Genomic DNA, 21,560 nt, shown 5'->3' with positions numbered 1-21,560 from the left:
TCCTACAAATGAAAGTGAGGGATGCACGAATGGAAAAAGATGAATACTCCAGTATTGACGATGAGATGCGATCTAAAGAGGAAAGTGTACCAGCAGTTGTAGATGATCAGCATCATGAGCGTTATTATAATGAAGATACAGCTGCAGATGACAGGCGATATGAAAATCGGGAGTCTAATGTAAAGACGGATAACCGCTATCGTGAAGAAACTTCTGCCGAAATATCAACACCGCCTCAGCGAAGCAGAGGATATAATGACGAGTCGGTTGATTCTGAAGGGATAACTTCAAGAGGAAACGTTGTTGGAGTTATATCCTTAATCATCTCCATAATATCGTTATTTATGATGCCCTTCATCTTAGGGGCTTTAGGGATAATTGTTGGTATTTTTGCTCGCGTTCGAGGATCGAAAATGGGTACATGGGCCATAGTTATTGGTGCAGTCTCCATCATTGTCGGCATATTTATTCTGCCGTTCTTTTAAAGGAGCATATGCTTGCCTTCGATGTCGTTTTCATGACATTGAAGGCGCTTTTTTTGTTTGTAATCAGTACAAATTTTATGCTTAACACTTTTCTAATGGCTTATCGACTAATGGTGAGTTATATTTATTTGAATTTAGTGCAATTAGTGAATTAAAAAGAAAAAAGTCCCGAAAATAAAATTCGGGACTTTTTTTATTTAGTTAAGGCTGCAGCAGCAGCAGCTTCTGCTCTTTGTTTTTCATAGTACTCTTCAGCGATTTTGTCAATTTCCTTTTTCAGTTCCTCGACCATCGTTTCTTCAGGCACTTTACGTACGATTTGTCCTTTTCTAAACAGTAAACCTTCACCACGTGCTCCAGCAATGCCGATATCCGCCTCACGAGCTTCACCAGGGCCGTTTACCGCACAACCTAGAACAGATACCTTAATTGGTGCTTTAATCGTCTGGATGTACTCTTCAACCTCATTAGCGATTGAGATTAAATCAATTTCGATACGTCCACATGTAGGACAAGAAATTAAAGTAGCCATGTTAGAAGCAAGTCCAAATACTTTTAGAAGCTCCCTTGCCACTTTCACCTCTTCGACAGGATCAGCACTTAAGGAAACACGCATCGTGCTTCCGATACCTTGGCTTAGGATGGCACCTAGTCCGGCAGCACTTTTTACAGTTCCGGAGAACAGTGTACCTGATTCCGTAATCCCCAGGTGTAGAGGATAATCGAATGCTTTTGAAGCTTTTTCATATGCTTCTATGGCTAAATTTACATCAGAAGCCTTCATGGAAACGATAATGTCATGGAAATCGAGATCTTCCAGGATCTTGATATGGTGTAAGGCACTTTCAACCATGCCATCGGCAGTTGGGTATCCATATTTATCGAGGATCTTCTTCTCGAGAGAACCAGCATTGACTCCAATACGAATCGGAATTCCTTTTGCTTTCGCCGCTTTAACAACTGCTTCAACTTTTTCACGTCGTCCGATGTTACCAGGATTAATCCTGATTTTATCTGCTCCGCCTTCTATTGCTTTAAGAGCCAGCTTATAATCAAAATGAATATCAACTACAAGTGGGATGTTTATCCGTTTTTTTATTTCAGGAATGGCATCAGCTGCTCTTTCATCTGGGCAGGCGACACGTACGATTTGGCAACCAGCTTCTTCAAGACGAAGAATTTCTGCAACTGTTGCTTCAACATCATGTGTTTTTGTTGTAGTCATGCTTTGTACAATAACTTCATTATTGCCGCCAATTGTTAAGTTTCCGACTTTAATTGGCCGCGTCTTAGTGCGATGTATGATTTCACTCAAGTGGAATTCTCTCCTTTAGGAAAAAATCAGTTTTGATTTTTAATTTATTTCTCTAAAATATTGTATCAATGTACATACCGCTTTACAAGGAATAGGATGTATTATCTTTTTTGTATCAAGAAAGTATTCCGTTTTTGGTGTATTTGGATGCTTTACGACAAGTCTAAGGCGCTTTTTGAAACCGTGGACCCTTTGATAGCTATTTATAAACAGGAATTTTATATGTTTTGCCAATTTGCATTTGTTCGGGCTTCAACCCTTCGTTCAGTCCTTGAAAGTCAGATATAATTGTCTCAATCGGCTGGTTTGATGCGCCGATTTCCTTTTCAACGATGGAGAGTAATGTATCACCAGGTTTGATGGTGATTTCATTGTAAGCCACTGAAGGGACAGATACAGGCTTACTTGCCGGAACAGATGGCTCGACTGAAGTGGTTGATGGATGGGAATCCGGCAGTGTACCTGTTGTTAAATCAAAATAAATAATAAATATAATGAAACAGAATGAGATAAAAAGCAGTAGCCGTTTCATTTTTCCATCCTCCCAAGCTTGTCTTTAATACATATATACTTGGAAGGTTTAAAGATTATGCCTAAAATTGGGCAGATTTTTCAAATGAAAATTAGTACTTGCTTGTACGACTTTTTATTTTGTAGTGTAAAAGCCCTTTTATATGAATTGGTGTTAAGAAAGTAGCGGATTTCCTTTGGCGTCAGATCAATCTTTTTTTGCCTCTATTATTACGATTAAAGGTTAATAAACCTAATAAATAACAACTGAGTGATTGTTTAACAGTGATATTTCCAAAGTGAAAACCCGGGCCTTATCGGCGCGGGTTTTTTGCAATTCATTAGCATATAATTCATTATTCCTTAACAGCTGATGTTTCTTTAATCGATAAGTACATCATAATTAATGTCACAAACCAGCTAAGGAGCGAAGCAAATGGAACATTTGCTTTAAAGATGTCCATGATGGTAAAGAAAATAGTGGAAAGTGTAATACTGTATGCACCAATTCTCCATAGATGCCTATAAGCAAGCGAACGACCAAGAGTGCTTTTGAAAAGAAGACCAAAAGCGGCTAGAATTGTCACTTTAATGAATGTTCCACAAGCAGTAAACAGGTATAATATGAGAAGCAGTAGCGAAAGGATAATCGGCAGCACAGAATCGACTGAATCAAGCCAAATGGATATGTCCTGATTATTTCCTTCTAAAAGGGAATAAGGAGAAGTTTGAACGTTACCACCAGAAACGAAAACCAGCTCAGATTTTAAAAGGGCGATTGCCTCATCAGCTTTAGAGCCCACATCTTCTGGGGTCAAGGTCCCTGAACCGTCTACAAAAATTTGGTATCCGTTTTTATTCAAGATAAATGGCTCGCTACTTTCAGACGTTAATGTGCCATTTTTAATTTCAAATTCCGGCAAATCTTCAGATACTGTTTCGTGCATCGCATCAATCCCATCCGCAACCATTGTACCGAAGTAAAAAGCTGAAGGGAGAAAGGCAACAAGGCTTAATAAAAATACAAATAGAATCGTTTTTCCAATTCCTTGGTTTTGAAAGGAAGCGATATCTTTAGGTGAATACAAGCTTACCCATAGTTGTTTGAATATGTTCAATGTTTTCAGCACCTATCTATTGTAATATACCTATCCAATTTTAACTACATGGTAAAAATAAAACAACCTGTATTCTACTTCAATGGTTTCACATATCTGTAAACAGGTAATTATGAAGAGATAGAGGCAAATTATAAATGAAATGTGAAAGGGCGTTTTAATTGTGGATACAATATTTTGGATAATTATAGTCCTGATGTTCATAGTGGGCTTTGTCGGATTGATTTTTCCAGTTATTCCAAGCGTTTTATTTATATTTGGGGGGATTTTGTTATATGGGCTATTTTATTCCTTTGAACCTTTTGGATGGTTCTTTTGGACAGTCCAAATTTTATTTGTCATTCTCTTATTCGCAGCAGATTATATCGCAAACATGGTCGGGGTCAAAAAATATGGAGGGACCAAAGCGGGGGTTTGGGGCAGTACAATCGGGCTTCTTGTCGGACCATTTGTGATACCATTTGTCGGGATATTAATAGGGCCTTTTATAGGCGCATTCCTGGCAGAAATCATAGTCCATAAAAAAGACCCTATTACTGCATCTAAAATCGGCCTTGGTTCCGTTATCGGATTTATAAGCAGTGTGATTACAAAAGGTATCATCCAACTTTTGATGATTGCGTATTTTTTATTCGTGGTATTCTCATAGGAAATAGAATTGAATTGAAAAAATGAGGCATAAGGTTTGAAACCGTTTCAAAAATTTGATACTCTATTGCTAGCGAGCTTTAGGTATCTTAAGAGAACTAGAGCCCTCAAAAAAACAGCTTACATAGGGAGGAATTTTATTATGGCTTTCGAACTTCCACAATTACCGTATGCATATGACGCATTAGAACCACACATCGACAAAGAAACAATGAACATTCACCACACTAAACATCACAACACGTATGTGACAAACTTGAACAATGCTCTAGAAGGCAACCAAGAACTTCTAAGCAAAAGCGTTGAAGAAATTGTTGCTAATCTTGATGCAGTACCTGAAGCTGTTCGTACAGCTGTACGTAACAATGGTGGTGGACATGCTAACCACTCATTATTCTGGGAAATCCTTTCACCAAACGGTGGCGGACAACCAACTGGTGAATTAGCTGATGCTATCACTTCTAAATTTGGCAGCTTTGACAGCTTTAAAGAAGAGTTCGCTAAAGCGGCTACTACTCGTTTTGGATCTGGCTGGGCATGGCTTGCTGTAAACAACGGTGAGTTAGAAGTAACAAGCACACCGAACCAAGACAACCCATTATCAGAAGGTAAAACTCCACTTCTTGGATTGGATGTTTGGGAGCATGCTTACTACCTAAACTACCAAAACCGTCGTCCTGAATACATCAATTCTTTCTGGAATGTTGTTAACTGGGATGAAGTTGCAAAACGTTACAGCGCAGCTAAATAATTAGTAGGAATTAAAAAGACGGGAATCCCTTTTACGGGGATTCCCGTTTTTTGTTTATCTCTGTCTACGCCTTACAGGCTAGTCAATCGAAGAGTTTTCTTTACACTTCTTATAACCCGTTGTGGGGAAAAAAATTCGAGGTAGTAACGGGTTAAGGTAACAAGTGTAAGTTCAACTACATCTCTGTCTACGCCTTACAGGCTAGCCAATCGAAGAGTTTTCTTTACACTTCTTATAACCCGTTGTGGGGAAGGAAATTCGAGGAAGTAACGGGTTAAGGTAACAAGTGTAAGTTCAACTACATCTCTGTCTACGCCTTACAGGCTAGTCAATCGAAGAGTTTTCTTTACACTTCTTATAACCCGTTGTGGGGAAAAAAATTCGAGGTAGTAACGGGTTAAGGTAACAAGTGTAAGTTCAACTACATCTCTGTCTACGCCTTACAGGCAAGCCAATCGAAGAGTTTTCTTTACACTTCTTATAACCCGTTGTGGGGAAGGAAATTCGAGGAAGTAACGGGTTAAGGTAACAAGTGTAAGTTCAACTACATCTCTGTCTACGCCTTACAGGCAAGCCAATCGAAGAGTTTTCTTTACACTTCTTATAACCCGTTGTGGGGAAAAAATTCGAGGTAGTAACGGGTTAAGGTAACAAGTGTAAGGGCAACTACATCTCTGTCTATGCCTTACAGGCTAGCCAATCGAAGAGTTTTCTTTACACTTCTTATAACCCGTAGTGGGGAAGGAAATTCGAGGAAGTAACGGGTTAAGGTAACAAGTGTAAGTTCAACTACATCTCTGTCTACGCCTTACAGGCTAGCCAATCGAAGAGTTTTCTTTACTTTTTTCCACATAAATACCCTTGTTTTTTCAAACACTAGAGTGGAATTTAAAGGAGAGTTAAAACAATGGGTATTTTAGAGAGATGGATGGGTGAAGCGGGAGCGAAGAAGGATTTGCATCTCCTCTTGCTGATTGGCGGCCTGTACAGCCTCAGTATCGCTTTATCCAATACATTCGTTAATGTGTATCTGTGGAAACAATCCGGTCAAATTGTTGATATTGCCGTATATAATCTAACCGTGGTGCTTTTTCAACCGCTAACCTTTGTATTCGCTGGCAGATTAGCGAAAAAAGTAGACCGGATCATTGTCCTGCGTTTGGGTGTTATCTTTTTGGCCCTATTTTATTTATCAGTTCTTTTGGTCGGCACACGGGCCACGGATTTCATTTGGCTACTTGGTGCACTGTTAGGGATTGGGTATGGGTTCTATTGGCTTGCTTATAATGTGTTGACTTTTGAGATTACGGAACCGGAAACAAGAGACTTCTTCAATGGATTTTTAGGGATTTTATCTTCATTTGGAGGGATGATTGGTCCCATTCTTTCAGGGTTTATTATTTCGAGGCTCGAGAAATTCACAGGTTATTCTATTGTTTTTGGATTATCGTTACTTTTGTTTTCCATAGCAGTGTTTCTCAGCTTTTCATTAAAAAGGCGTCCGGCTCATGGGAAATACTTTTTCATACGGATAATGAAGGAACGAAAAAATAATCGCAATTGGCTTTTAATAACTCGTGCTCACTTTTTTCAGGGGATACGAGAAGGAACATTCATGTTTATCATTTCGATTATTGTTTTTATTCAGACGGATAGTGAACTTGCTTTGGGCAGTTATGGGCTCTTAAATTCAGCTATATCTTTTATTGCTTATTTTGTTGCTTCTCGATATATAAAACAGCCGATGCGAAAAAAAGCAATTCTTGTTGGGGGAATCCTGTTGTATGCAGGAATCTTGCTAATTGCTTTTGATATCACATTTGGAAAGATTCTCATTTATGGGGCAATCGTTGCAATCGCCTACCCAATTCTACTCGTACCGTATATATCATTGACTTATGATATTATAGGCCGTGCTTGGAATGCCGCAGAAATGAGAATTGAATATATCGTAGTTCGTGAGCTGTTCGTTCATTTTGGAAGAATCGTTTCTATATTAGGATTTATTTTGTCAGTCAAGTTTTTCGATTTAAAACAGATCCTGCCAATATATCTGCTAATCGTCGGGGCGGGGCATACTATGATTTATTGGTTTGTGCGGAAAATCGACATCAATGACTAAAATTGAAAAGAGGCCTTTGAGGCCTCTTTTCAATATCTAAGACTTACGATTTTTGAAATTATGAGCCGTAAGTCACTTTTTATGTAAAGTTCGTTAGATGTTTAATATTTCTAGAACACTAAGGTAGAAAAAAATATAAATGTTCTATAGAATGGTATAGGACTATTATGACTATGTAAAAAGGATGTGTGGCTTAGTGTGAATAAAAAGAAAAAGAAAAAGACGCATGTGCCTTTCAGATTGAATATTCTTTTCTTTTTAGTATTTGTTTTGTTTTCTGCTTTAATTTTGCGTTTGGGTGTTGTACAGATTGTGTATGGTGATGATTACCGGCGCGAGATTGAAAGAACAGAGGAAGTGACCGTGAATAATTCGGTGCCCCGTGGGAAAATGTATGACCGTAATTTAAAACTGATGGTCGACAACCAACCACTGGATGCAATTACATATACAAGAAAGCAAGGTACGAAACAAAAAGAAATGGTCGAAACGGCTGAGAAACTTGCGAAGTTGATTGATAAAGAAACGGATAAAGTGACGGATCGTGATAAAAAGGATTTTTGGATTTTAAATAATCCAGAGCTTGCCGAGAAAAAGATTACGGATAAAGAGAGAAAACAAGTAGAAGAGGGCGAGCTTGAAGAAGGTGATTTGTATAAGCTTCAGCTTGATCGAATTACTGAGAAAGAAATGGAGATTCCTAAAGAAGAAATGGAAGTCCTTGCTATCTATAGAGAATTCGCAAGCGGATATGCTCTGACTCCGCAAATTGTGAAAAACAAGAAAGTAACGAAGGAAGAATTTGCAAAGGTGAGTGAACACCTTGATTCGCTTCCTGGGGTTGATGTATCAACGGATTGGGATCGTTTCTATACGTATAATAAAACACTCAAGTCTGTGTTAGGGAAGGTCTCTTCCTCTGAAGAAGGATTGCCTAGTGAGAGTTTGAACTATTATCTAGCACGTGATTATAGTCGGAATGACCGAGTTGGTAAGAGTTATATTGAGGCGCAATATGAGGATATTCTTCAAGGACAGAAAGCTAAGGTAAGGAATGTGACCGATAAATCAGGGAACATTGTGGATTCCGAAGTGATTACAGAAGGTTCGCGAGGAAAAGATCTTATATTGACAGTTGATATGGATTTACAACTTGCAACAGAGGAAATCATTGAAAAGCAATTGATTGCTAAGAAAAGAATGGGCAACACTAAGTTCTTGGATAGAGCTTTTGTCGTTATGATGGATCCTAATACAGGGGAAATTTTAACGATGGCTGGTAAGAAATATGAGAAGGATTCAAAAACAGGGAAATCTTCCATAGAGGACTTTGCATTAGGGAATATTACGACTTCCTATACGATGGGCTCCTCAGTAAAAGGTGCTACCGTTTTAACAGGTTATCAGCAAGGAGCTATCCAACCGGGTACATACTTTTATGATACGAAGTTGAAAATCAAAGGTACCAAGCCTAAAGGTTCTTACAGTAACTTCGGGAATATTAATGATTTAACCGCCTTAAAAGTATCCTCGAACGTTTATATGTTTAGGACAGCGATTAATATTGCAGGTGCAAATTATGTTCCGAACGAACCATTAAATATAAGTTCAAGCGCCTTTTCAACCATGCGTAATTCATTTGCCCAGTTTGGCTTGGGTGTCCGTACGGGGATTGACCTACCGAATGAAATGAGTGGATTCAAAGGTTCGGAAACGTCACCAGGTAAGCTGCTTGACCTCGCAATCGGACAGTATGATACGTACACACCGATGCAGCTTGTGCAGTATGTTTCAGCCATTGCGAATGGTGGAAATCGTATGAAGCCGCATATGGTTAAGGAAATCCGTGATCCTGTTGATAATAATGAGGAATTGGGTCCTGTTGCGGAAGACGTTTCACCAACTGTCCTTAATCGTCTTGAAATGAAGGAAGAATGGATAGAACGTGTGCAGAGCGGTTTCGAGAAAGTTTCGATGGAACAAGGCGGAACAGCATATACTTACTTTGGGAATAAATCATATACGGTAGCGGCTAAAACTGGGACGGCGCAAGCGTTCTATGATGGTCCGAACCGAGCGGATTATAGCGAACCTCAAGATACGATGAATATCACGTTGGTCGGCTATGCACCTGCTGAAAACCCTGAAGTTGCTTTTGCTGTTGTTGTCCCGTGGGCGTACCAGGGCCATTCGGGACATAATATGAGTAAAGAAATTGGCGAAGAGATTATGGATACTTATTTCAAACTGAAAAAAGAGCGTGCTAAGAAAGGGAAGACTGAAGAAACGACTGAGTTGAAGGTAGAGAATGGTAAAGACGTTCAAAAAGAGCAGGCTGAAATAAGAAATAGTCAGGAAAATGAATAAAAAGTCATAAAACACGTTTTTGGGTAAAACCGAAAGCGTGTTTTTTTGTCATAAAGTAAAATTGCTCTGCCTCGACCTTTGCACTTTCCCCTTATGAAAAAGAATTATAATCACTTCAGTTGGAGTTGGAGTAATTTCCCCTCATGTAAACAGCCACTGGGCACAAAATAAGAGAGTGATTAATGTAAAAGATCCTGTTGTTAATTAGTACCATATTACTTTCTGACTACCTTTACAATAGATAAACAATTATTTACTGAATGTTTACAATTGCTTTAAACGGGATTTACAGTCAAAACGTATGATGTGTTTGTAGGACAAAATATTCATATAAAATTCTTAGGGGGATTTACAAATGAGACGTTTCAAATTTATGGCAATGACTGCAGTAATGGGTGGAGTAATAGCAGTGGCAGCTGGATGTGGATCTAATGATACTTCAAACAGCGGTAAAGGAAATGAAACGGCTTCAGATAAACTCAAGGGCGAAGTGATTATGGATGGTTCATCGACTGTATTTCCAATTATGGAAGCAGTTGCTGAAGAATATATGGCGGCACAACCTGATGTTAAAGTATCTGTAGGATCATCGGGAACAGGTGGAGGATTTAAAAAATTCATCGCTGGAGAAACGGATCTAACTAATGCGTCCCGACCAGTCAAAGACGAAGAAAGTGCGTTACTTGATGAAAAGGGAGTTAAGTATACAGAAATGAAGCTTGCGTTTGATGGTATTTCTATCGTTGTCAATAAAGATAATGAGTTCATCGATAAAATGACAGTTGACGAACTAAGAAAGCTTTGGGTTGACAATGGATCAGTGAAGAAATGGTCTGATATACGTCCGGAATGGCCGAAGGAAGAAATTAAATTTTACTCTCCGGGAACTGATTCTGGCACATATGATTATTTCAACGAAGTTATTTTAGAGGAAAAACCAATGGTCGAAAATGCGACTCTTTCTGAAGATGATAACGTTCTTGTACAAGGGGTAGAAGGTGACAAAAATGCGATTGGTTTCTTCGGATTTGCTTACTATGCAGAAAATAAGGATAAATTAAAAGTTGTATCCATCGATAATGGTAAGGGTGCTGTTGAGCCTACACATGAAACGATTAAAAGCGGAGAGTATGCACCACTGTCTCGTCCTTTGTACACATATGTATCCAATAAAAGTGTAGCTGAAAAAGAACAAGTGGCTGATTATACTCAATTCGTCATTGAAAATGCTGGAGAGCTTTCTGAAGAAGTAGGCTACGTCAGCTTACCGGAAGAAGAGTACAAGAAGGATCTTGAAAAATTGAACGAACTAAAAAAATAATCAGTTTAACAGGCTGCCCAATCTCTTAGTATAAATAGAGGGATTGGGTAGCCCCTTAATATTGCGTGTCTGAAATGGAGGATACATGTTGGAACCGAAACAAACAGATACCTATTCTGTACAGCAATTAATTCTAGAAAAAAAAAGCAAAAAAAGATGGAATATAGAGAAAATCATTCCTAAGCTGTTGTTCCTTACAGCAGTGATTTCTGTATTTATAACCATTGGGATAGTCCTTACGTTGATTTTTGAAACTTTTATATTTTTTGAGAAAGTGTCCATCGTGGAGTTTTTAACAGGACATAAATGGTTACCCTTTGCATCCACGCCTTCATTTGGGGTTATGCCACTTGTTGTTGGAACATTAAAGGTAACGGTAATAGCGGCGATAGTTGCAGTTCCGATAGGTCTTGCAACCGCCATTTTCTTGAGTGAATATGCATCAGAGAAAACACGGAGAATCATTAAGCCGATTTTAGAAGTTTTAGCTGGAATCCCTACTATCGTTTATGGCTTCTTTGCCTTAACCTTTGTAACGCCAGTATTGCGGGATATATTCCCTTCCCTTGACATGTTCAATGCTATAAGTCCTGGGATTGTGGTAGGAATCATGATCATGCCGATGATTGCCTCTTTATCGGAAGATGCACTTGTCTCAGTACCGAAATCGATTCGTGAAGGTGCGTATGCTCTAGGTGCTACAAAGCTGGAAACGACGATTAAAGTGGTATTGCCAGCGGCCATGTCCGGTATCGTTGCTTCAATTGTCCTGGCTTTATCCAGAGCAATTGGAGAGACCATGATCGTAAGTGTCGCAGGTGGATCGACTCCAAGTATGAGTATGGACGTCACAAATTCTATTCAAACGATGACTGCCTATATCGTACAGGTGAGTACTGGAGACGCAGGGTACGGGACGACGATTTACTACAGCATATATGCGGTTGGAATGACACTGTTCGTCTTTACGCTTATTATGAATTTATTGGCGCAGTTCATCTCCCGCAAGTTCAGGGAGGAATATTAAAACATGAAACTGATAAACAAAAATCATGTTGTAAAAAAAATGCCCACTCGGCTGGCGGTTAACTCGATATGTAAAGGCTTATTCTTCTTAGCAACCTTATTTGGCCTTCTGGTATTGGCCATCTTATTTTATCGGATATTGACTCAAGGAATTGGTCATTTAAATTTTGATTTCTTCCAGAATTTCGCTTCAAGGAGACCGGAAGAGGCTGGTGTAAAGGCAGCTCTTATAGGTTCGATATGGTTAATGGCTGTCGTTACCCCAGTTTCCCTACTTCTCGGTGTGGGAACGGCGATTTATTTAGAGGAATATGCACGAAAGAATTGGATCACATCTTTTATTAAGTTGAATATATCCAACCTGGCAGGTGTTCCGTCAATTGTATTTGGATTGCTCGGTTTGACGGTTTTCGTTAGGGCTCTAGCCTTGGATCGCTCCGTGTTGGCAGCAGGTTTGACGATGAGCCTACTCGTCTTGCCAGTCATCATTGTTGCAGCTCAGGAAGCCATACGTTCTGTACCGCGTGACTTAAGGGAAGCTTCTTATGGAATGGGTGCAACAAAGTGGCAGACAATTTTAAAAGTGGTTCTTCCAGCTGCGATACCTGGTATTTTGACAGGTGGAATACTAGCTTTATCCCGGGCGATTGGCGAAACGGCTCCATTAGTGGTGGTTGGTATCCCGTTGTTCATCGCCTTTTTACCGCAATCGGTCATGGATACTTTTACGGTGCTACCGATGCAAATCTATAACTGGACATCCCGGCCACAGGAAGAATTTCAGCAGGTTGCGGCTGCAGGTATCATCGTTTTACTTGCCCTGTTAATTTTAATGAATTCGATAGCTGTCATAATCCGTAACAAATTCCAGAAAAGATACTGATTGGAGGAAGGAAAGAATGAATATGACATTAACGGGACCCAAAAAGGCTCCAACAGTTGGAATAGAAAATGAAAATGCAGATTCTGTTTTCTTAAAGGAAACGGTGTATGAAACGTCAAATCTCAATTTATGGTACGGTGAAAACCATGCTTTAAAAAATATTAATCTAGATATGTATCAAAATGAAGTGACCGCCATTATCGGGCCTTCAGGATGTGGAAAATCTACCTACATCAAAACGTTAAATCGGATGATTGAACTTGTTCCAGATGTTAAAACAACTGGGCAGATTAAATATAGGAACCGTAATATTCTAGATCAGTCTTACAAGGTAGAAGATTTAAGGACACAGGTTGGTATGGTTTTCCAAAAACCTAATCCCTTCCCTAAATCAATTTATGAAAATGTTATATACGGACCAAAAATCCACGGTATCAAAAATAAAAAGATTCTAGACCAAATCGTAGAAAAGAGTTTAAAAGGGGCAGCCATTTGGGATGAAGTGAAAGACCGTCTGCATGAAAATGCGTATGGACTTTCTGGTGGACAGCAACAGCGCCTTTGTATCGCTCGCTGTCTGGCGATTGAACCTGATGTCATTTTAATGGATGAACCGACTTCTGCTCTTGATCCTATTTCCACTTTGAAAATAGAAGAATTAGTCCAAGAGCTAAAAAAAGATTTCAGTATAATCATCGTTACTCATAATATGCAGCAGGCAGCTCGTATCTCTGATAAAACGGCCTTCTTCTTAAATGGGGAAGTCATCGAGTATTCAGACACTAACACCATCTTTTCGAACCCGAATGATAAGAGAACAGAAGATTATATTACCGGACGTTTTGGCTGAATGAAAGGGAGATGCGACAATGGTTGTTCGTGAAAATTTTGAGCTTCAATTAAAAGAATTGCAAGAGAAAATAGTGAAGTTGGCTAATTTAGCTTCAGGTGCGATATCAAAATCATTCACCGCTTTGGAAAACAAGAATCTTGAAGAGGCTCTTGAAGTTATTGATAATGATACAATAGCTGATTTACTAGAAGAGGAAATTAATGACTTTGCGATTTTACTGATTGCTAAGCAACAGCCGGTTGCGATTGATTTGCGGAGAATCATTGCTGCTATAAAAATAGCTTCAGATATTGAAAGGATGGCGGACTTTGGCGTCAATATCGCTAAATCAGCCATCCGAATCGGTGACCAGCCATTTATTCTGCCTTTAACACCATTAAAGCAGATGCATGATATTACATTAAAGATGATTGAACTTTCGATAGATGCATTTGAGAAGGAAGATGTTGTTCTTTCAAGAGAAATCATTGAAATGGATGATGAGGTCGATCGCTTTTATGGAGAGATGATTCGAAGTCTCCTTCGACTTTCAGATGAAAAAAACCTTCAGCAGATCACACAGCTTTCTTTAATTGCCCGTTATTTAGAAAGAACGGCTGACCATACAACGAATATAGCTGAAAATATCTACTTTCTGGTAAGAGGGAGATATATTGGCAGGAATGAATGAATACATTCCTAAATGGAAAAAGAGTGACTTTTTTTTCGGACAAAGTCCAATTAAAAAGTCTCTCTTTTTTTTAATGAGTTAAAGTATGGGCCAACTGTCTGTATGTCATATTATTTGTAACGACAAAGACGCCGATTTGAACATTTTTAGAGAAATCATGTTCATTCATATAAGCTTCAAAGCCAGCAGCATCATCGATGATTTTCTCTTTAGCTAGAATCTGGGTAATTTCTGTAGTGGTCATATTCGATTTCACTTTTAAAGTATAGGGGACGATTGTGTCTTCCTTTTTGGAAACCTCTTTCTCTTTCGTTTCCTGAATCGGACTTACATCTTGTTTTTTCTGTTTTTCTTTGTCCTCATTCTTCGATGGCTTGCCCGCTATTTCGCCTTCATCCGTCGGAGATGACACGATAAATCCTTTTTTTACGAGCAATTCCTTAGCTTCCTCCGTAGTCGGAGCGTGGCCTGCATTCGCCCCTGTGCCATAATAAAAGCCAGCAAAGATTGCGGTGGAAAAAATGATACCGGCGGAAAGACCCTGCAGTGTTGCTTTATTCATCTTCGTTTCCCCGCAATCTATGTTGTTCGATGACAGAGATGGTTTGTTCTTTTGTTAAAGAGGATTGCTTAGCGATTTGATTCAAAGAAAGGCCTTGGCTGTATAAAGAAAGAACCTGGCTTTTTAAAATTTTATGAATAGGCTCCAATTCATTGGTAGAAACAGCATGTTGGAATTTGGATTCAGGATTAATCAGCTCATCCTGAATAACAAATTCCTCCTCAAGAATCTTCACTTTCTTCTTTAATTGGTAGATATCCTGCATATAGGTTAAGGTCATTTGCTCTAGATCTTCTTCTAACTTGGCAATCTTATCTTGTTTGAAAAAAGATATCATTAGTATAACGATGGCTAATGAGAATAATAGAATAATAAGGGCTTCCATGCTTTCACCTCAGAAGAGAATTTTCGACATTTACTTATATTTTACACATATTTTTTAAAAAATTGGTGATTTTCATATTTTTATATCAACTAAAATAACATGTAACTTCATATTAAGTTTTTTTTGTATCGAATTTTTGTCGAAAAGCATGATGCCTTTTACTGAGGTGGAAAATTTTTGATTTTAAAACAGGGAAAAACCCTTTGCTAGCCAACTTAAATAAAATTCGACAAAATGTGTTTATTGTTCATAAGCCAATTCAATGCTAACATGAAGATAGAATAAAAAGAAAAGACGAAATATTTTGAATAGTTAATTATAAGTGAAAACCAAAGAAGAATATGGTGTGCAGAATCTAAAAAGGATAGTTTCGCTGTCAGCGCCTAACGATAAGTTATATATAAATTAATTAGAGAAAGGGATGATTGTATGAGTTCACTATCCGCGTATATGCCGCAGGATAACCAGGAATTATATCGAAAGGGGTTAAAGGCTGGGCTATGGATGGACGAGAGTTTTGATTGGTATCCTGAAGAGGATATAATGAGTCATCCTAATGGGGAGATACGGACGCTTGTACAAACTTATACTCAGGGACAGGTAACCTTTTCAAAGTTTACGATAAGGAATACCTCATTTGAGCCTAAACATCCGAAGGTGTTTTTTCACTATGAAAACGCTTTCGAAAGGCAGGCAGTGGCTTTTTACAGTCCAAATGAAAGGGCAATTTTACATGTTGCTCCTCAATCGATTGCTTTATTAGGGGGATTGGTAAAGGGTAAAAGTATCTCGCAATATTGCATTCAAGGTAAAGGAAGCCTTTATCAAGAGGGGTGTTTTAAATCACTGAAAGAAGGACTACTTGCCTATTCACCGCTTGCCAAGGGAGAGGTCACGAGTATGTTTACCTTAGAGACGGAGATCTTGCCGAAGGAATGTGTAGAGGCAGTCGCTTGGGCCATTCATGCTGAAACTAGAGAAGAAGCGAAAATCATAAATAATCAGCTTCTCCTGGCGATGCAAAACATGGGTAATAAACTATAAAAAAAGTTTATGTTGTATTTCCCGAAAACATACTAGCAATTCACAACAAATAATGCTATTATAGAAAAGTCCTATGTGAAAAAGTCAATATGTTTGGAGGGAAATACACATGCGCGTGAATATTACGTTAGCTTGCACTGAATGTGGAGACCGTAACTATATTTCTAAAAAAAATAAACGTAACAATCCAGACCGTCTTGAGCTTAAAAAATACTGCTCAAGAGAAAAACGCAGCACCACTCACCGTGAAACAAAGTAAGCAACAGGATTTTTCCTGTTGTTTTTTTTATGCTTTTTTGATTGTCTCCGCTTTAATATTCGATTTTTGAAAGAATCTAGCCCCTTTTATTAAACCTTTTTCTAATATGCACGGAATAATTCGACAATTTTCTACTTCGTATTTAGTAAATGAATAAATATTATGAGATAATAATAGAAGTAGACTAAAGGAGTCGGAAAAGATGAGAGAACATAAGAAAAAGCTCCGGCAGGAAGTTAGATCTCGTTTAATGGAGCTAACCAAAGAGGAGCACGAAGAATTATCGAATAAAATTGCTGAAAACTTATTTTCCCTTGATGAATGGAAAAAAGCTAAAACCATTGGGATTACTATTTCAATTCCTCCGGAAGTTCCAACTGTCCGTATTATCGAGCAAGCATGGAGTGAGGGAAAAGAAGTAGCCGTTCCAAAATGTGACCCTGAAAAGAAGACGATGGAGTTCAAAAAGATTATGTCCTTTAATCAGCTGGAATCTGTTTATTATGGACTACTTGAACCTGTAGCTGAAACAAATAAAGCTACTATTGAGGAATTAGATGTATTAGTTGTACCAGGTCTTGCTTTTACAAAAGAAGGATATCGACTGGGGTTTGGGGGCGGCTATTATGACCGTTTTCTCTCTTATTACCGAGGAGCTACATTAGCTCTTACATACGAAGTTCAAATAATAGATGATCTGCCTATTGAGGTGCATGATATCGCGGTGGGTAAACTTATTACCCCAACAAAGGTTTTACGGACATATGCCCATTAGAAGATGAAGTTCATTAATTATCATTTTTAGCTCATAAAAATCCTATCCTGTATCACACTAACGGTAGGAGGGATTGTTATGCTTCGATTAATTGTTCAGATTTTCTTGGTTGGATTAGTGGTTTATGCAGGCTATCAAAACAGGTATCGCTTGATAAATGTTGCGCTATCTAACGGCTTAGTAAGAAGGTTTCTAGTGACCAAATCCTTGGATATGCCAATTGTCAGGGATAAAATGATGCAAAGCATGTTCAGTCAGACCAAATGATGATGTCAGCCTTTTAAAAAGGAACCTGAATAAGGGTTCCTTTTTTATTTAAAAGGAGATAAAGATTGGAATTAAACAGTCTCTTTTTTTACTTTTTTCTTAATTTCGTCTATAGTTTTAATTAAATGAAACAGGAATTTTAGAAGGAAAAGATTCATTGGAAAGTGGGGAAGGTATTGGGATTTAAAGAGGATTATTTGTTTTGGGAGACTGTAAGGCAGTTGTCAACCCAATATGATTATCGAATGATCACTGTCACGGAAAATCATCAGGAGATTTGGCTCGAAAGCGATAAAAATAAGGAGTTCCCGGTCATCAGACTTATTCGTCATGATTTGGATTGGGCAAACTGGCTGAAACGCGATATTGACCGAACCTTGCAGAATGGGGAAAAAATCCGAAGGAAATTATACAAAAAACCTATTTCGATATTAAGTATCTACGTGAGTAAATTTGCTCCAGTAGATGATTATGAATTTAGTTTGCAGCCTGCATCATTTCAAAAAACGAAGGTTAACACGTTTATTTTAGCTTGTGAAACGTTTCCCGCTTCGTTACAAAATCTTGAGCATGTCCTAAAAAAACCGCTAATCATTCACGATCTGAAAGCTGAAGATTTAGATGAAGAAAAAGTTCTCACGTTAAAGCAGGCCGCCATCACAGAATCCGTTAAAAAGACTAAGGCTGAGCAAAAAGTGTTTCAAAATTCTAAACCATTCTTTACATATATATTCATTGCGATACAAATAGCTGTTTTTATCTTGATGGAGTTCAATGGTGGAAGCACCAATTCGAAGACGCTGATTGAGTTTGGAGCTAAATATTCTCCCTACATCATGCAAGGGGAATGGTGGAGATTCTTTAGCCCGATGATCGTTCATATTGGCTTTATCCATTTACTTATGAATACATTTTCGTTGTATTTAATCGGTGCTGAAGTAGAAAGGATTTATGGAAACGCCAGGTTCTTATTCATTTATATTTTTGCTGGGTTTGCCGGGACTTTGGGCAGCTTTATTATGACACCAAATCTTTCAGCAGGAGCGAGCGGTGCTATTTTCGGCTGCTTTGGGGCACTTCTGTATTTTGGAATTGTATATCCGAAATTATTTATGCGATCTATGGGCTCTTCGGTCATCGTTTTAATTATTATTAATCTGGTTTATGGTTTCACTGTTTCAGGCATTGACAATGCAGGGCATATTGGCGGATTGATTGGCGGCTTCTTGGCTGCTGGAGTGGTCCACCTTCCAAAAGCTAAAAATCTCTTGCGTCAGCTGGCCTTTTTAATAGGAACGGCAATACTGACATATATCTTGCTGCAATTCGGTTTTAACCATCAGAATAGTGCAGCTATAGATGATAAAACCATGGCTAGGTTGGCCCTGGAATACATTGACAATGAAGAAGAAGATAAAGCGGAGGATATATTGGTCAAATATGTGAATGAAAATTCTGACGCACCGCTTTCACTTTTTATACTAGGAAATTTATCTTTTGGTGCAGAGGATATAAATCAGGCTCGTGATTATTATGAAAAAGCGATTGAACAAAACCCTGAATTACATGAAGCCCATTACAATCTGGCCTTAGTTTATGTGAATCTAGGGTTGTATGATCAAGCTAAAGAACAAGCTCAAAAGGCAATTGAGCTTGCTCCAGAGAAAAAATCATATACTAAATTGTTAACAGAAATTGAAAATCAACTATAGCTTCTGACGTAGCATAATAGGGGTACCGTCTTCCAGTGTAAACAAGACAAGTATTTCACTTTGATTCTTTGCTACAAGCAATTGGGGGATGGTGCTACCTTGTGAACTCACAGTAGAGCCGTCCTCCTTTTTTACGCCTAACACATAATTTTTATAAAGTCCTTCCCAAAGCTTTCCTACAATTTCTTCACGTTGGAATTGGGGAAAGGCAGAAAGCCATTGGTTTTTTTTTGAGGGTAACTCGGTTAATGAGATAATTTTGTACTGATCTTGATTAATTTGAAATGTATTACTAGCTTCCTCCAAACTGTTTTGAGTAATTTCATCGGTCAAGTTGTCCAGCGTTTTTTTCCATTCGTTCTGTACTTCGGAAAGAGGTCTATGGAAATATTGAAAAGTTGGTGTAGTTACGGTATAAAGTTTATCTTTACTTAGTTGTTGAGCACTGGTAAAAATGGTTTCAGTTGGGTGTACCTCGGCATAGTGAAAAGTTACGGCTTCATAACGCCCGCTTTCGCTTTCTTTGGATTTAGCTTTTTGGGAGAGTCCTTGTTTATTTTGTCTCCAATTTTTTAAAGATCCAGTCAATTTCCCATTTTTGTATAGCAGGGAGACATCTTGGCGTAGGTAGGCAGACCGGTCCAACGAAGAATTGACCTTCCAAGTTATAGAGTATGTTGAATCTCCTATTTTTTTCGGCGTCAAATGAGTGGCAGCTTGTTCAAAATGGAGAGAGGTATCGATAGGAAAATAAATAATGGTTTCCTCTACCTGATTTTTATTTGAAAAATAAAGGATGACAAAAATGGTAGTTAATACTAATAAAGCAGTATACTTCAATTGTAGTTTCATTTTTCCCCTCCGTTTTAACGTATGATGTCTGTTCAAAATACTAGGTTGGTTCGAATAATGAAATATGGAAATTTCAAAAGACCTTCAATGAACGTTCACTTTCCTAATGTTTCATCATATGAATAGAGTTGGACATCTATGAGGGGATGGGAAAAATTATCATAAGGGGAAATCTGCGCTTGTTACATAGCGGCGGATTCGTTATACTTTCCTATAGAATAGAGTAAAGAGGTTTATTATGAAAACATTTTATGATCTTCAACAATATTTGAAAAGATTCGGGACATTTATTTATATTGGTGATCGTTTAGCCGAGCTTGAACTGATGGAAGCAGAAATCAGAGAAATTCATCGAATGCAGATGATGGACACAAAAGACTATCAAATGGCGATACTTTTAATTAGGCAGCAATTGTCTCTTGAAAGGGAAAAGCAGAAAAAAAATTGATAAAAAGGTGAGAATGATGGAAAAGTGGCTGATGGGTGTCGATTTAGGCGGTACAACTACCAAGCTTGCTCTAATTAATCTATACGGAGAGATTATTCATAAATGGGAAATCAGCACTGACATCTCCGAAAATGGCAAATTCATTACGATGAACATAGCCAAAGCGATTGATGCGAAGCTTGAAGAACTCAATGAACCGAAAAGTAAGGTGTTAGGTATAGGAATGGGCGCCCCTGGTCCTGTGAAATTTGTTAACGGTTCCATTTATGAAGCCATCAATATAGGATGGAAAGACTATCCTTTAAAAGATCTATTGGAAGTGGAGACATCTCTTCCAGCTGTAATCGATAATGATGCCAATATGGCAGCATTGGGGGAAATGTGGAAAGGCGCGGGTAATGGAGCCAAGGACCTTGTATGTGTTACTCTTGGAACAGGTGTAGGTGGCGGAATCATCCATAATGGGCAAATCGTCCATGGTACAAGTGGGGCGGCGGGTGAAATTGGACATATAACCGTTGTAACAGATGGTGGAGCTCCATGCAATTGCGGGAAAACGGGTTGTTTGGAAACGGTTGCTTCAGCAACAGGAATCGTCCGACTGGCTTTAGAGGCTTTGCACAATTCCGAGCAAATGTCCCTTCTTCAGCAGAAAATCAACGAGGGAATTATGCTCTCTTCTAAATTGTTATTCCAATGTGCAAATGCAGGTGATCCTCTATCTAAAGCTGTGGTAGATAAGGTATGCAATTACTTAGGGTTAGCCTTATCACATGTTGGGAATGTCATGAATCCAGATAAAATCGTTATTGGTGGAGGCGTTTCACAAGCCGGAGACATTCTGCTCGCCAATGTCCGTTCGGCATTTGAAAAATATTCATTTAAGCGGGTTTGTAAATCAACGGAAATTAGCCTTGCAACACTAGGCAATGATGCAGGGGTAATTGGAGCAGCTTGGCTTATTAAAAATCAATTAAATCCATGATTCTTTCCTTATAACCCTGTACAAACAGGGTTATAAGGTTAATTAATGCAATTTTCAAATAAGTTTGTGCATCTAACAAATTGTAAGGCTTCATCTCAGTTATGAAGTTCAATTTTTCTACTAACTATCAGTTGTAAGTGAACAATGAATCGTGATGGAAAGTGTTTTGTTGTTTGGAAGTAAAAGATTATAGCTCCAACGC

23 protein-coding genes are annotated in these 21,560 nt (G+C 38.4%); 17 read left to right on the top strand and 6 right to left on the bottom strand.

Going from position 1 to position 21,560, the window contains the following annotated elements:
- The first annotated feature begins 29 nt into the window (after window positions 1-29).
- The gene (locus JFV29_RS19245; protein ID WP_201185829.1) at window positions 30-485 is read left to right on the top strand and encodes a DUF308 domain-containing protein; all 456 of its coding nucleotides are present in this window, start codon (window positions 30-32) and stop codon (window positions 483-485) included.
- 193 nt (window positions 486-678) lie between these two features.
- Here the strand turns inward: JFV29_RS19245 and ispG are convergent, their stop codons facing one another.
- From ispG to JFV29_RS19230, 3 genes are all read right to left on the bottom strand, one after another.
- Window positions 679-1,791: a flavodoxin-dependent (E)-4-hydroxy-3-methylbut-2-enyl-diphosphate synthase gene (ispG, locus tag JFV29_RS19240; protein ID WP_180319946.1), complete on the bottom strand. Its 1,113-nt coding sequence runs from the start codon at window positions 1,789-1,791 to the stop codon at window positions 679-681.
- A gap of 208 nt (window positions 1,792-1,999) precedes the next feature.
- Entirely contained in the window at window positions 2,000-2,332 is a 333-nt protein-coding gene (locus JFV29_RS19235; RefSeq protein WP_201185828.1) for a LysM peptidoglycan-binding domain-containing protein, read from the bottom strand.
- Window positions 2,333-2,666: 334 nt separating this feature from the next.
- On the bottom strand, window positions 2,667-3,428 hold the full coding sequence (locus JFV29_RS19230) for a DUF1189 domain-containing protein (protein ID WP_201185827.1): 762 nt from the start codon (window positions 3,426-3,428) through the stop codon (window positions 2,667-2,669).
- Between the two features lie 163 nt (window positions 3,429-3,591).
- Here JFV29_RS19230 and JFV29_RS19225 point away from each other — a divergent pair, with 163 nt between their 5' ends.
- From JFV29_RS19225 to phoU, 9 genes are all read left to right on the top strand, one after another.
- Window positions 3,592-4,077: a DUF456 domain-containing protein gene (locus JFV29_RS19225; protein WP_056528682.1), complete on the top strand. Its 486-nt coding sequence runs from the start codon at window positions 3,592-3,594 to the stop codon at window positions 4,075-4,077.
- A 141-nt stretch (window positions 4,078-4,218) separates the two neighbouring features.
- Window positions 4,219-4,827 carry a superoxide dismutase SodA gene (gene sodA, locus JFV29_RS19220; protein WP_053346971.1) on the top strand — a complete coding sequence of 203 codons (609 nt, stop codon included), beginning with the start codon at window positions 4,219-4,221 and terminating at the stop codon, window positions 4,825-4,827.
- A gap of 907 nt (window positions 4,828-5,734) precedes the next feature.
- Complete coding sequence (locus JFV29_RS19215; RefSeq protein WP_201185826.1) at window positions 5,735-6,949, top strand: MFS transporter; 1,215 nt, start codon at window positions 5,735-5,737, stop codon at window positions 6,947-6,949.
- 198 nt (window positions 6,950-7,147) lie between these two features.
- Window positions 7,148-9,316 carry a peptidoglycan D,D-transpeptidase FtsI family protein gene (locus JFV29_RS19210; protein ID WP_201185825.1) on the top strand — a complete coding sequence of 723 codons (2,169 nt, stop codon included), beginning with the start codon at window positions 7,148-7,150 and terminating at the stop codon, window positions 9,314-9,316.
- A 355-nt stretch (window positions 9,317-9,671) separates the two neighbouring features.
- Window positions 9,672-10,637 (top strand): PstS family phosphate ABC transporter substrate-binding protein, encoded by a 966-nt coding sequence (locus JFV29_RS19205; RefSeq protein ID WP_053346968.1) that lies wholly within the window; start codon window positions 9,672-9,674, stop codon window positions 10,635-10,637.
- A gap of 88 nt (window positions 10,638-10,725) precedes the next feature.
- The gene (gene pstC / locus JFV29_RS19200; RefSeq protein WP_446728258.1) at window positions 10,726-11,664 is read left to right on the top strand and encodes a phosphate ABC transporter permease subunit PstC; all 939 of its coding nucleotides are present in this window, start codon (window positions 10,726-10,728) and stop codon (window positions 11,662-11,664) included.
- Between the two features lie 3 nt (window positions 11,665-11,667).
- Window positions 11,668-12,546: a phosphate ABC transporter permease PstA gene (gene pstA, locus JFV29_RS19195; RefSeq protein WP_056528691.1), complete on the top strand. Its 879-nt coding sequence runs from the start codon at window positions 11,668-11,670 to the stop codon at window positions 12,544-12,546.
- 16 nt (window positions 12,547-12,562) lie between these two features.
- A complete protein-coding gene (pstB, locus tag JFV29_RS19190) occupies window positions 12,563-13,396 on the top strand; it encodes a phosphate ABC transporter ATP-binding protein PstB (RefSeq protein WP_242486921.1) in 834 nt (277 codons plus the stop codon).
- 19 nt (window positions 13,397-13,415) lie between these two features.
- Window positions 13,416-14,069 (top strand): phosphate signaling complex protein PhoU, encoded by a 654-nt coding sequence (gene phoU / locus JFV29_RS19185; protein WP_201185821.1) that lies wholly within the window; start codon window positions 13,416-13,418, stop codon window positions 14,067-14,069.
- Window positions 14,070-14,139: 70 nt separating this feature from the next.
- Here the strand turns inward: phoU and JFV29_RS19180 are convergent, their stop codons facing one another.
- Together JFV29_RS19180 and JFV29_RS19175 are read right to left on the bottom strand one after the other, a co-directional pair.
- Complete coding sequence (locus JFV29_RS19180; RefSeq protein WP_201185819.1) at window positions 14,140-14,631, bottom strand: hypothetical protein; 492 nt, start codon at window positions 14,629-14,631, stop codon at window positions 14,140-14,142.
- On the bottom strand, window positions 14,624-15,016 hold the full coding sequence (locus tag JFV29_RS19175; protein ID WP_201185817.1) for a hypothetical protein: 393 nt from the start codon (window positions 15,014-15,016) through the stop codon (window positions 14,624-14,626). The genes JFV29_RS19180 and JFV29_RS19175 overlap by 8 nt, the downstream gene beginning before the upstream one ends.
- A gap of 429 nt (window positions 15,017-15,445) precedes the next feature.
- Here JFV29_RS19175 and JFV29_RS19170 point away from each other — a divergent pair, with 429 nt between their 5' ends.
- The 5 genes from JFV29_RS19170 (at window position 15,446) to JFV29_RS31480 (ending at window position 19,073) form a co-directional block, all read left to right on the top strand.
- Window positions 15,446-16,060, top strand: coding sequence for a hypothetical protein (locus tag JFV29_RS19170; protein WP_201185815.1), 615 nt, complete (start codon window positions 15,446-15,448; stop codon window positions 16,058-16,060).
- A gap of 109 nt (window positions 16,061-16,169) precedes the next feature.
- A complete protein-coding gene (gene rpmG / locus JFV29_RS19165; protein WP_028391797.1) occupies window positions 16,170-16,319 on the top strand; it encodes a 50S ribosomal protein L33 in 150 nt (49 codons plus the stop codon).
- Window positions 16,320-16,521: 202 nt separating this feature from the next.
- Window positions 16,522-17,094: a 5-formyltetrahydrofolate cyclo-ligase gene (locus JFV29_RS19160; RefSeq protein ID WP_053346960.1), complete on the top strand. Its 573-nt coding sequence runs from the start codon at window positions 16,522-16,524 to the stop codon at window positions 17,092-17,094.
- Between the two features lie 78 nt (window positions 17,095-17,172).
- Window positions 17,173-17,361, top strand: coding sequence for a hypothetical protein (locus JFV29_RS19155; RefSeq protein ID WP_053346959.1), 189 nt, complete (start codon window positions 17,173-17,175; stop codon window positions 17,359-17,361).
- A gap of 164 nt (window positions 17,362-17,525) precedes the next feature.
- On the top strand, window positions 17,526-19,073 hold the full coding sequence (locus JFV29_RS31480) for a rhomboid family intramembrane serine protease (protein WP_201185813.1): 1,548 nt from the start codon (window positions 17,526-17,528) through the stop codon (window positions 19,071-19,073).
- Here the strand turns inward: JFV29_RS31480 and JFV29_RS19145 are convergent.
- Window positions 19,068-19,925, bottom strand: a complete 858-nt coding sequence (locus JFV29_RS19145; protein WP_201185811.1) for a hypothetical protein — start codon at window positions 19,923-19,925, stop codon at window positions 19,068-19,070. The genes JFV29_RS31480 and JFV29_RS19145 overlap by 6 nt on opposite strands.
- 238 nt (window positions 19,926-20,163) lie before the next feature.
- Between JFV29_RS19145 and JFV29_RS19140 the strand changes: the two genes are divergently transcribed.
- Together JFV29_RS19140 and JFV29_RS19135 are read left to right on the top strand one after the other, a co-directional pair.
- On the top strand, window positions 20,164-20,373 hold the full coding sequence (locus tag JFV29_RS19140; protein WP_053346956.1) for a YqgQ family protein: 210 nt from the start codon (window positions 20,164-20,166) through the stop codon (window positions 20,371-20,373).
- Window positions 20,374-20,386: 13 nt separating this feature from the next.
- A complete protein-coding gene (locus JFV29_RS19135; protein ID WP_201185809.1) occupies window positions 20,387-21,358 on the top strand; it encodes an ROK family glucokinase in 972 nt (323 codons plus the stop codon).
- The last annotated feature ends 202 nt before the right edge of the window (window positions 21,359-21,560 follow it).

Source organism: Peribacillus sp. TH16 (genome assembly GCF_016651095.1).
In the GTDB taxonomy this organism is placed as follows: Bacteria; Bacillota; Bacilli; order Bacillales; family DSM-1321; genus Peribacillus; species Peribacillus butanolivorans.
This window is presented reverse-complemented; position numbering and strand designations above follow the sequence as displayed.

What these genes read in the sequence shown, in the direction of transcription:
- pstA (WP_056528691.1), top strand. Translation starts at nt 11,668, where the DNA reads ATGAAACTGATAAACAAAAATCATGTTGTAAAAAAAATGCCCACTCGG.
- pstB (WP_242486921.1), top strand. Translation starts at nt 12,563, where the DNA reads ATGAATATGACATTAACGGGACCCAAAAAGGCTCCAACAGTTGGAATA.
- JFV29_RS19160 (WP_053346960.1), top strand. Translation starts at nt 16,522, where the DNA reads ATGAGAGAACATAAGAAAAAGCTCCGGCAGGAAGTTAGATCTCGTTTA.
- JFV29_RS19215 (WP_201185826.1), top strand. Translation starts at nt 5,735, where the DNA reads ATGGGTATTTTAGAGAGATGGATGGGTGAAGCGGGAGCGAAGAAGGAT.
- JFV29_RS19145 (WP_201185811.1), bottom strand. Translation starts at nt 19,925, where the DNA reads ATGAAACTACAATTGAAGTATACTGCTTTATTAGTATTAACTACCATT.
- JFV29_RS19155 (WP_053346959.1), top strand. Translation starts at nt 17,173, where the DNA reads ATGCTTCGATTAATTGTTCAGATTTTCTTGGTTGGATTAGTGGTTTAT.
- sodA (WP_053346971.1), top strand. Translation starts at nt 4,219, where the DNA reads ATGGCTTTCGAACTTCCACAATTACCGTATGCATATGACGCATTAGAA.
- JFV29_RS19180 (WP_201185819.1), bottom strand. Translation starts at nt 14,631, where the DNA reads ATGAATAAAGCAACACTGCAGGGTCTTTCCGCCGGTATCATTTTTTCC.
- JFV29_RS19140 (WP_053346956.1), top strand. Translation starts at nt 20,164, where the DNA reads ATGAAAACATTTTATGATCTTCAACAATATTTGAAAAGATTCGGGACA.
- JFV29_RS19245 (WP_201185829.1), top strand. Translation starts at nt 30, where the DNA reads ATGGAAAAAGATGAATACTCCAGTATTGACGATGAGATGCGATCTAAA.
- JFV29_RS19235 (WP_201185828.1), bottom strand. Translation starts at nt 2,332, where the DNA reads ATGAAACGGCTACTGCTTTTTATCTCATTCTGTTTCATTATATTTATT.
- JFV29_RS19170 (WP_201185815.1), top strand. Translation starts at nt 15,446, where the DNA reads ATGAGTTCACTATCCGCGTATATGCCGCAGGATAACCAGGAATTATAT.
- phoU (WP_201185821.1), top strand. Translation starts at nt 13,416, where the DNA reads ATGGTTGTTCGTGAAAATTTTGAGCTTCAATTAAAAGAATTGCAAGAG.
- JFV29_RS19175 (WP_201185817.1), bottom strand. Translation starts at nt 15,016, where the DNA reads ATGGAAGCCCTTATTATTCTATTATTCTCATTAGCCATCGTTATACTA.
- rpmG (WP_028391797.1), top strand. Translation starts at nt 16,170, where the DNA reads ATGCGCGTGAATATTACGTTAGCTTGCACTGAATGTGGAGACCGTAAC.
- JFV29_RS19205 (WP_053346968.1), top strand. Translation starts at nt 9,672, where the DNA reads ATGAGACGTTTCAAATTTATGGCAATGACTGCAGTAATGGGTGGAGTA.
- JFV29_RS19135 (WP_201185809.1), top strand. Translation starts at nt 20,387, where the DNA reads ATGATGGAAAAGTGGCTGATGGGTGTCGATTTAGGCGGTACAACTACC.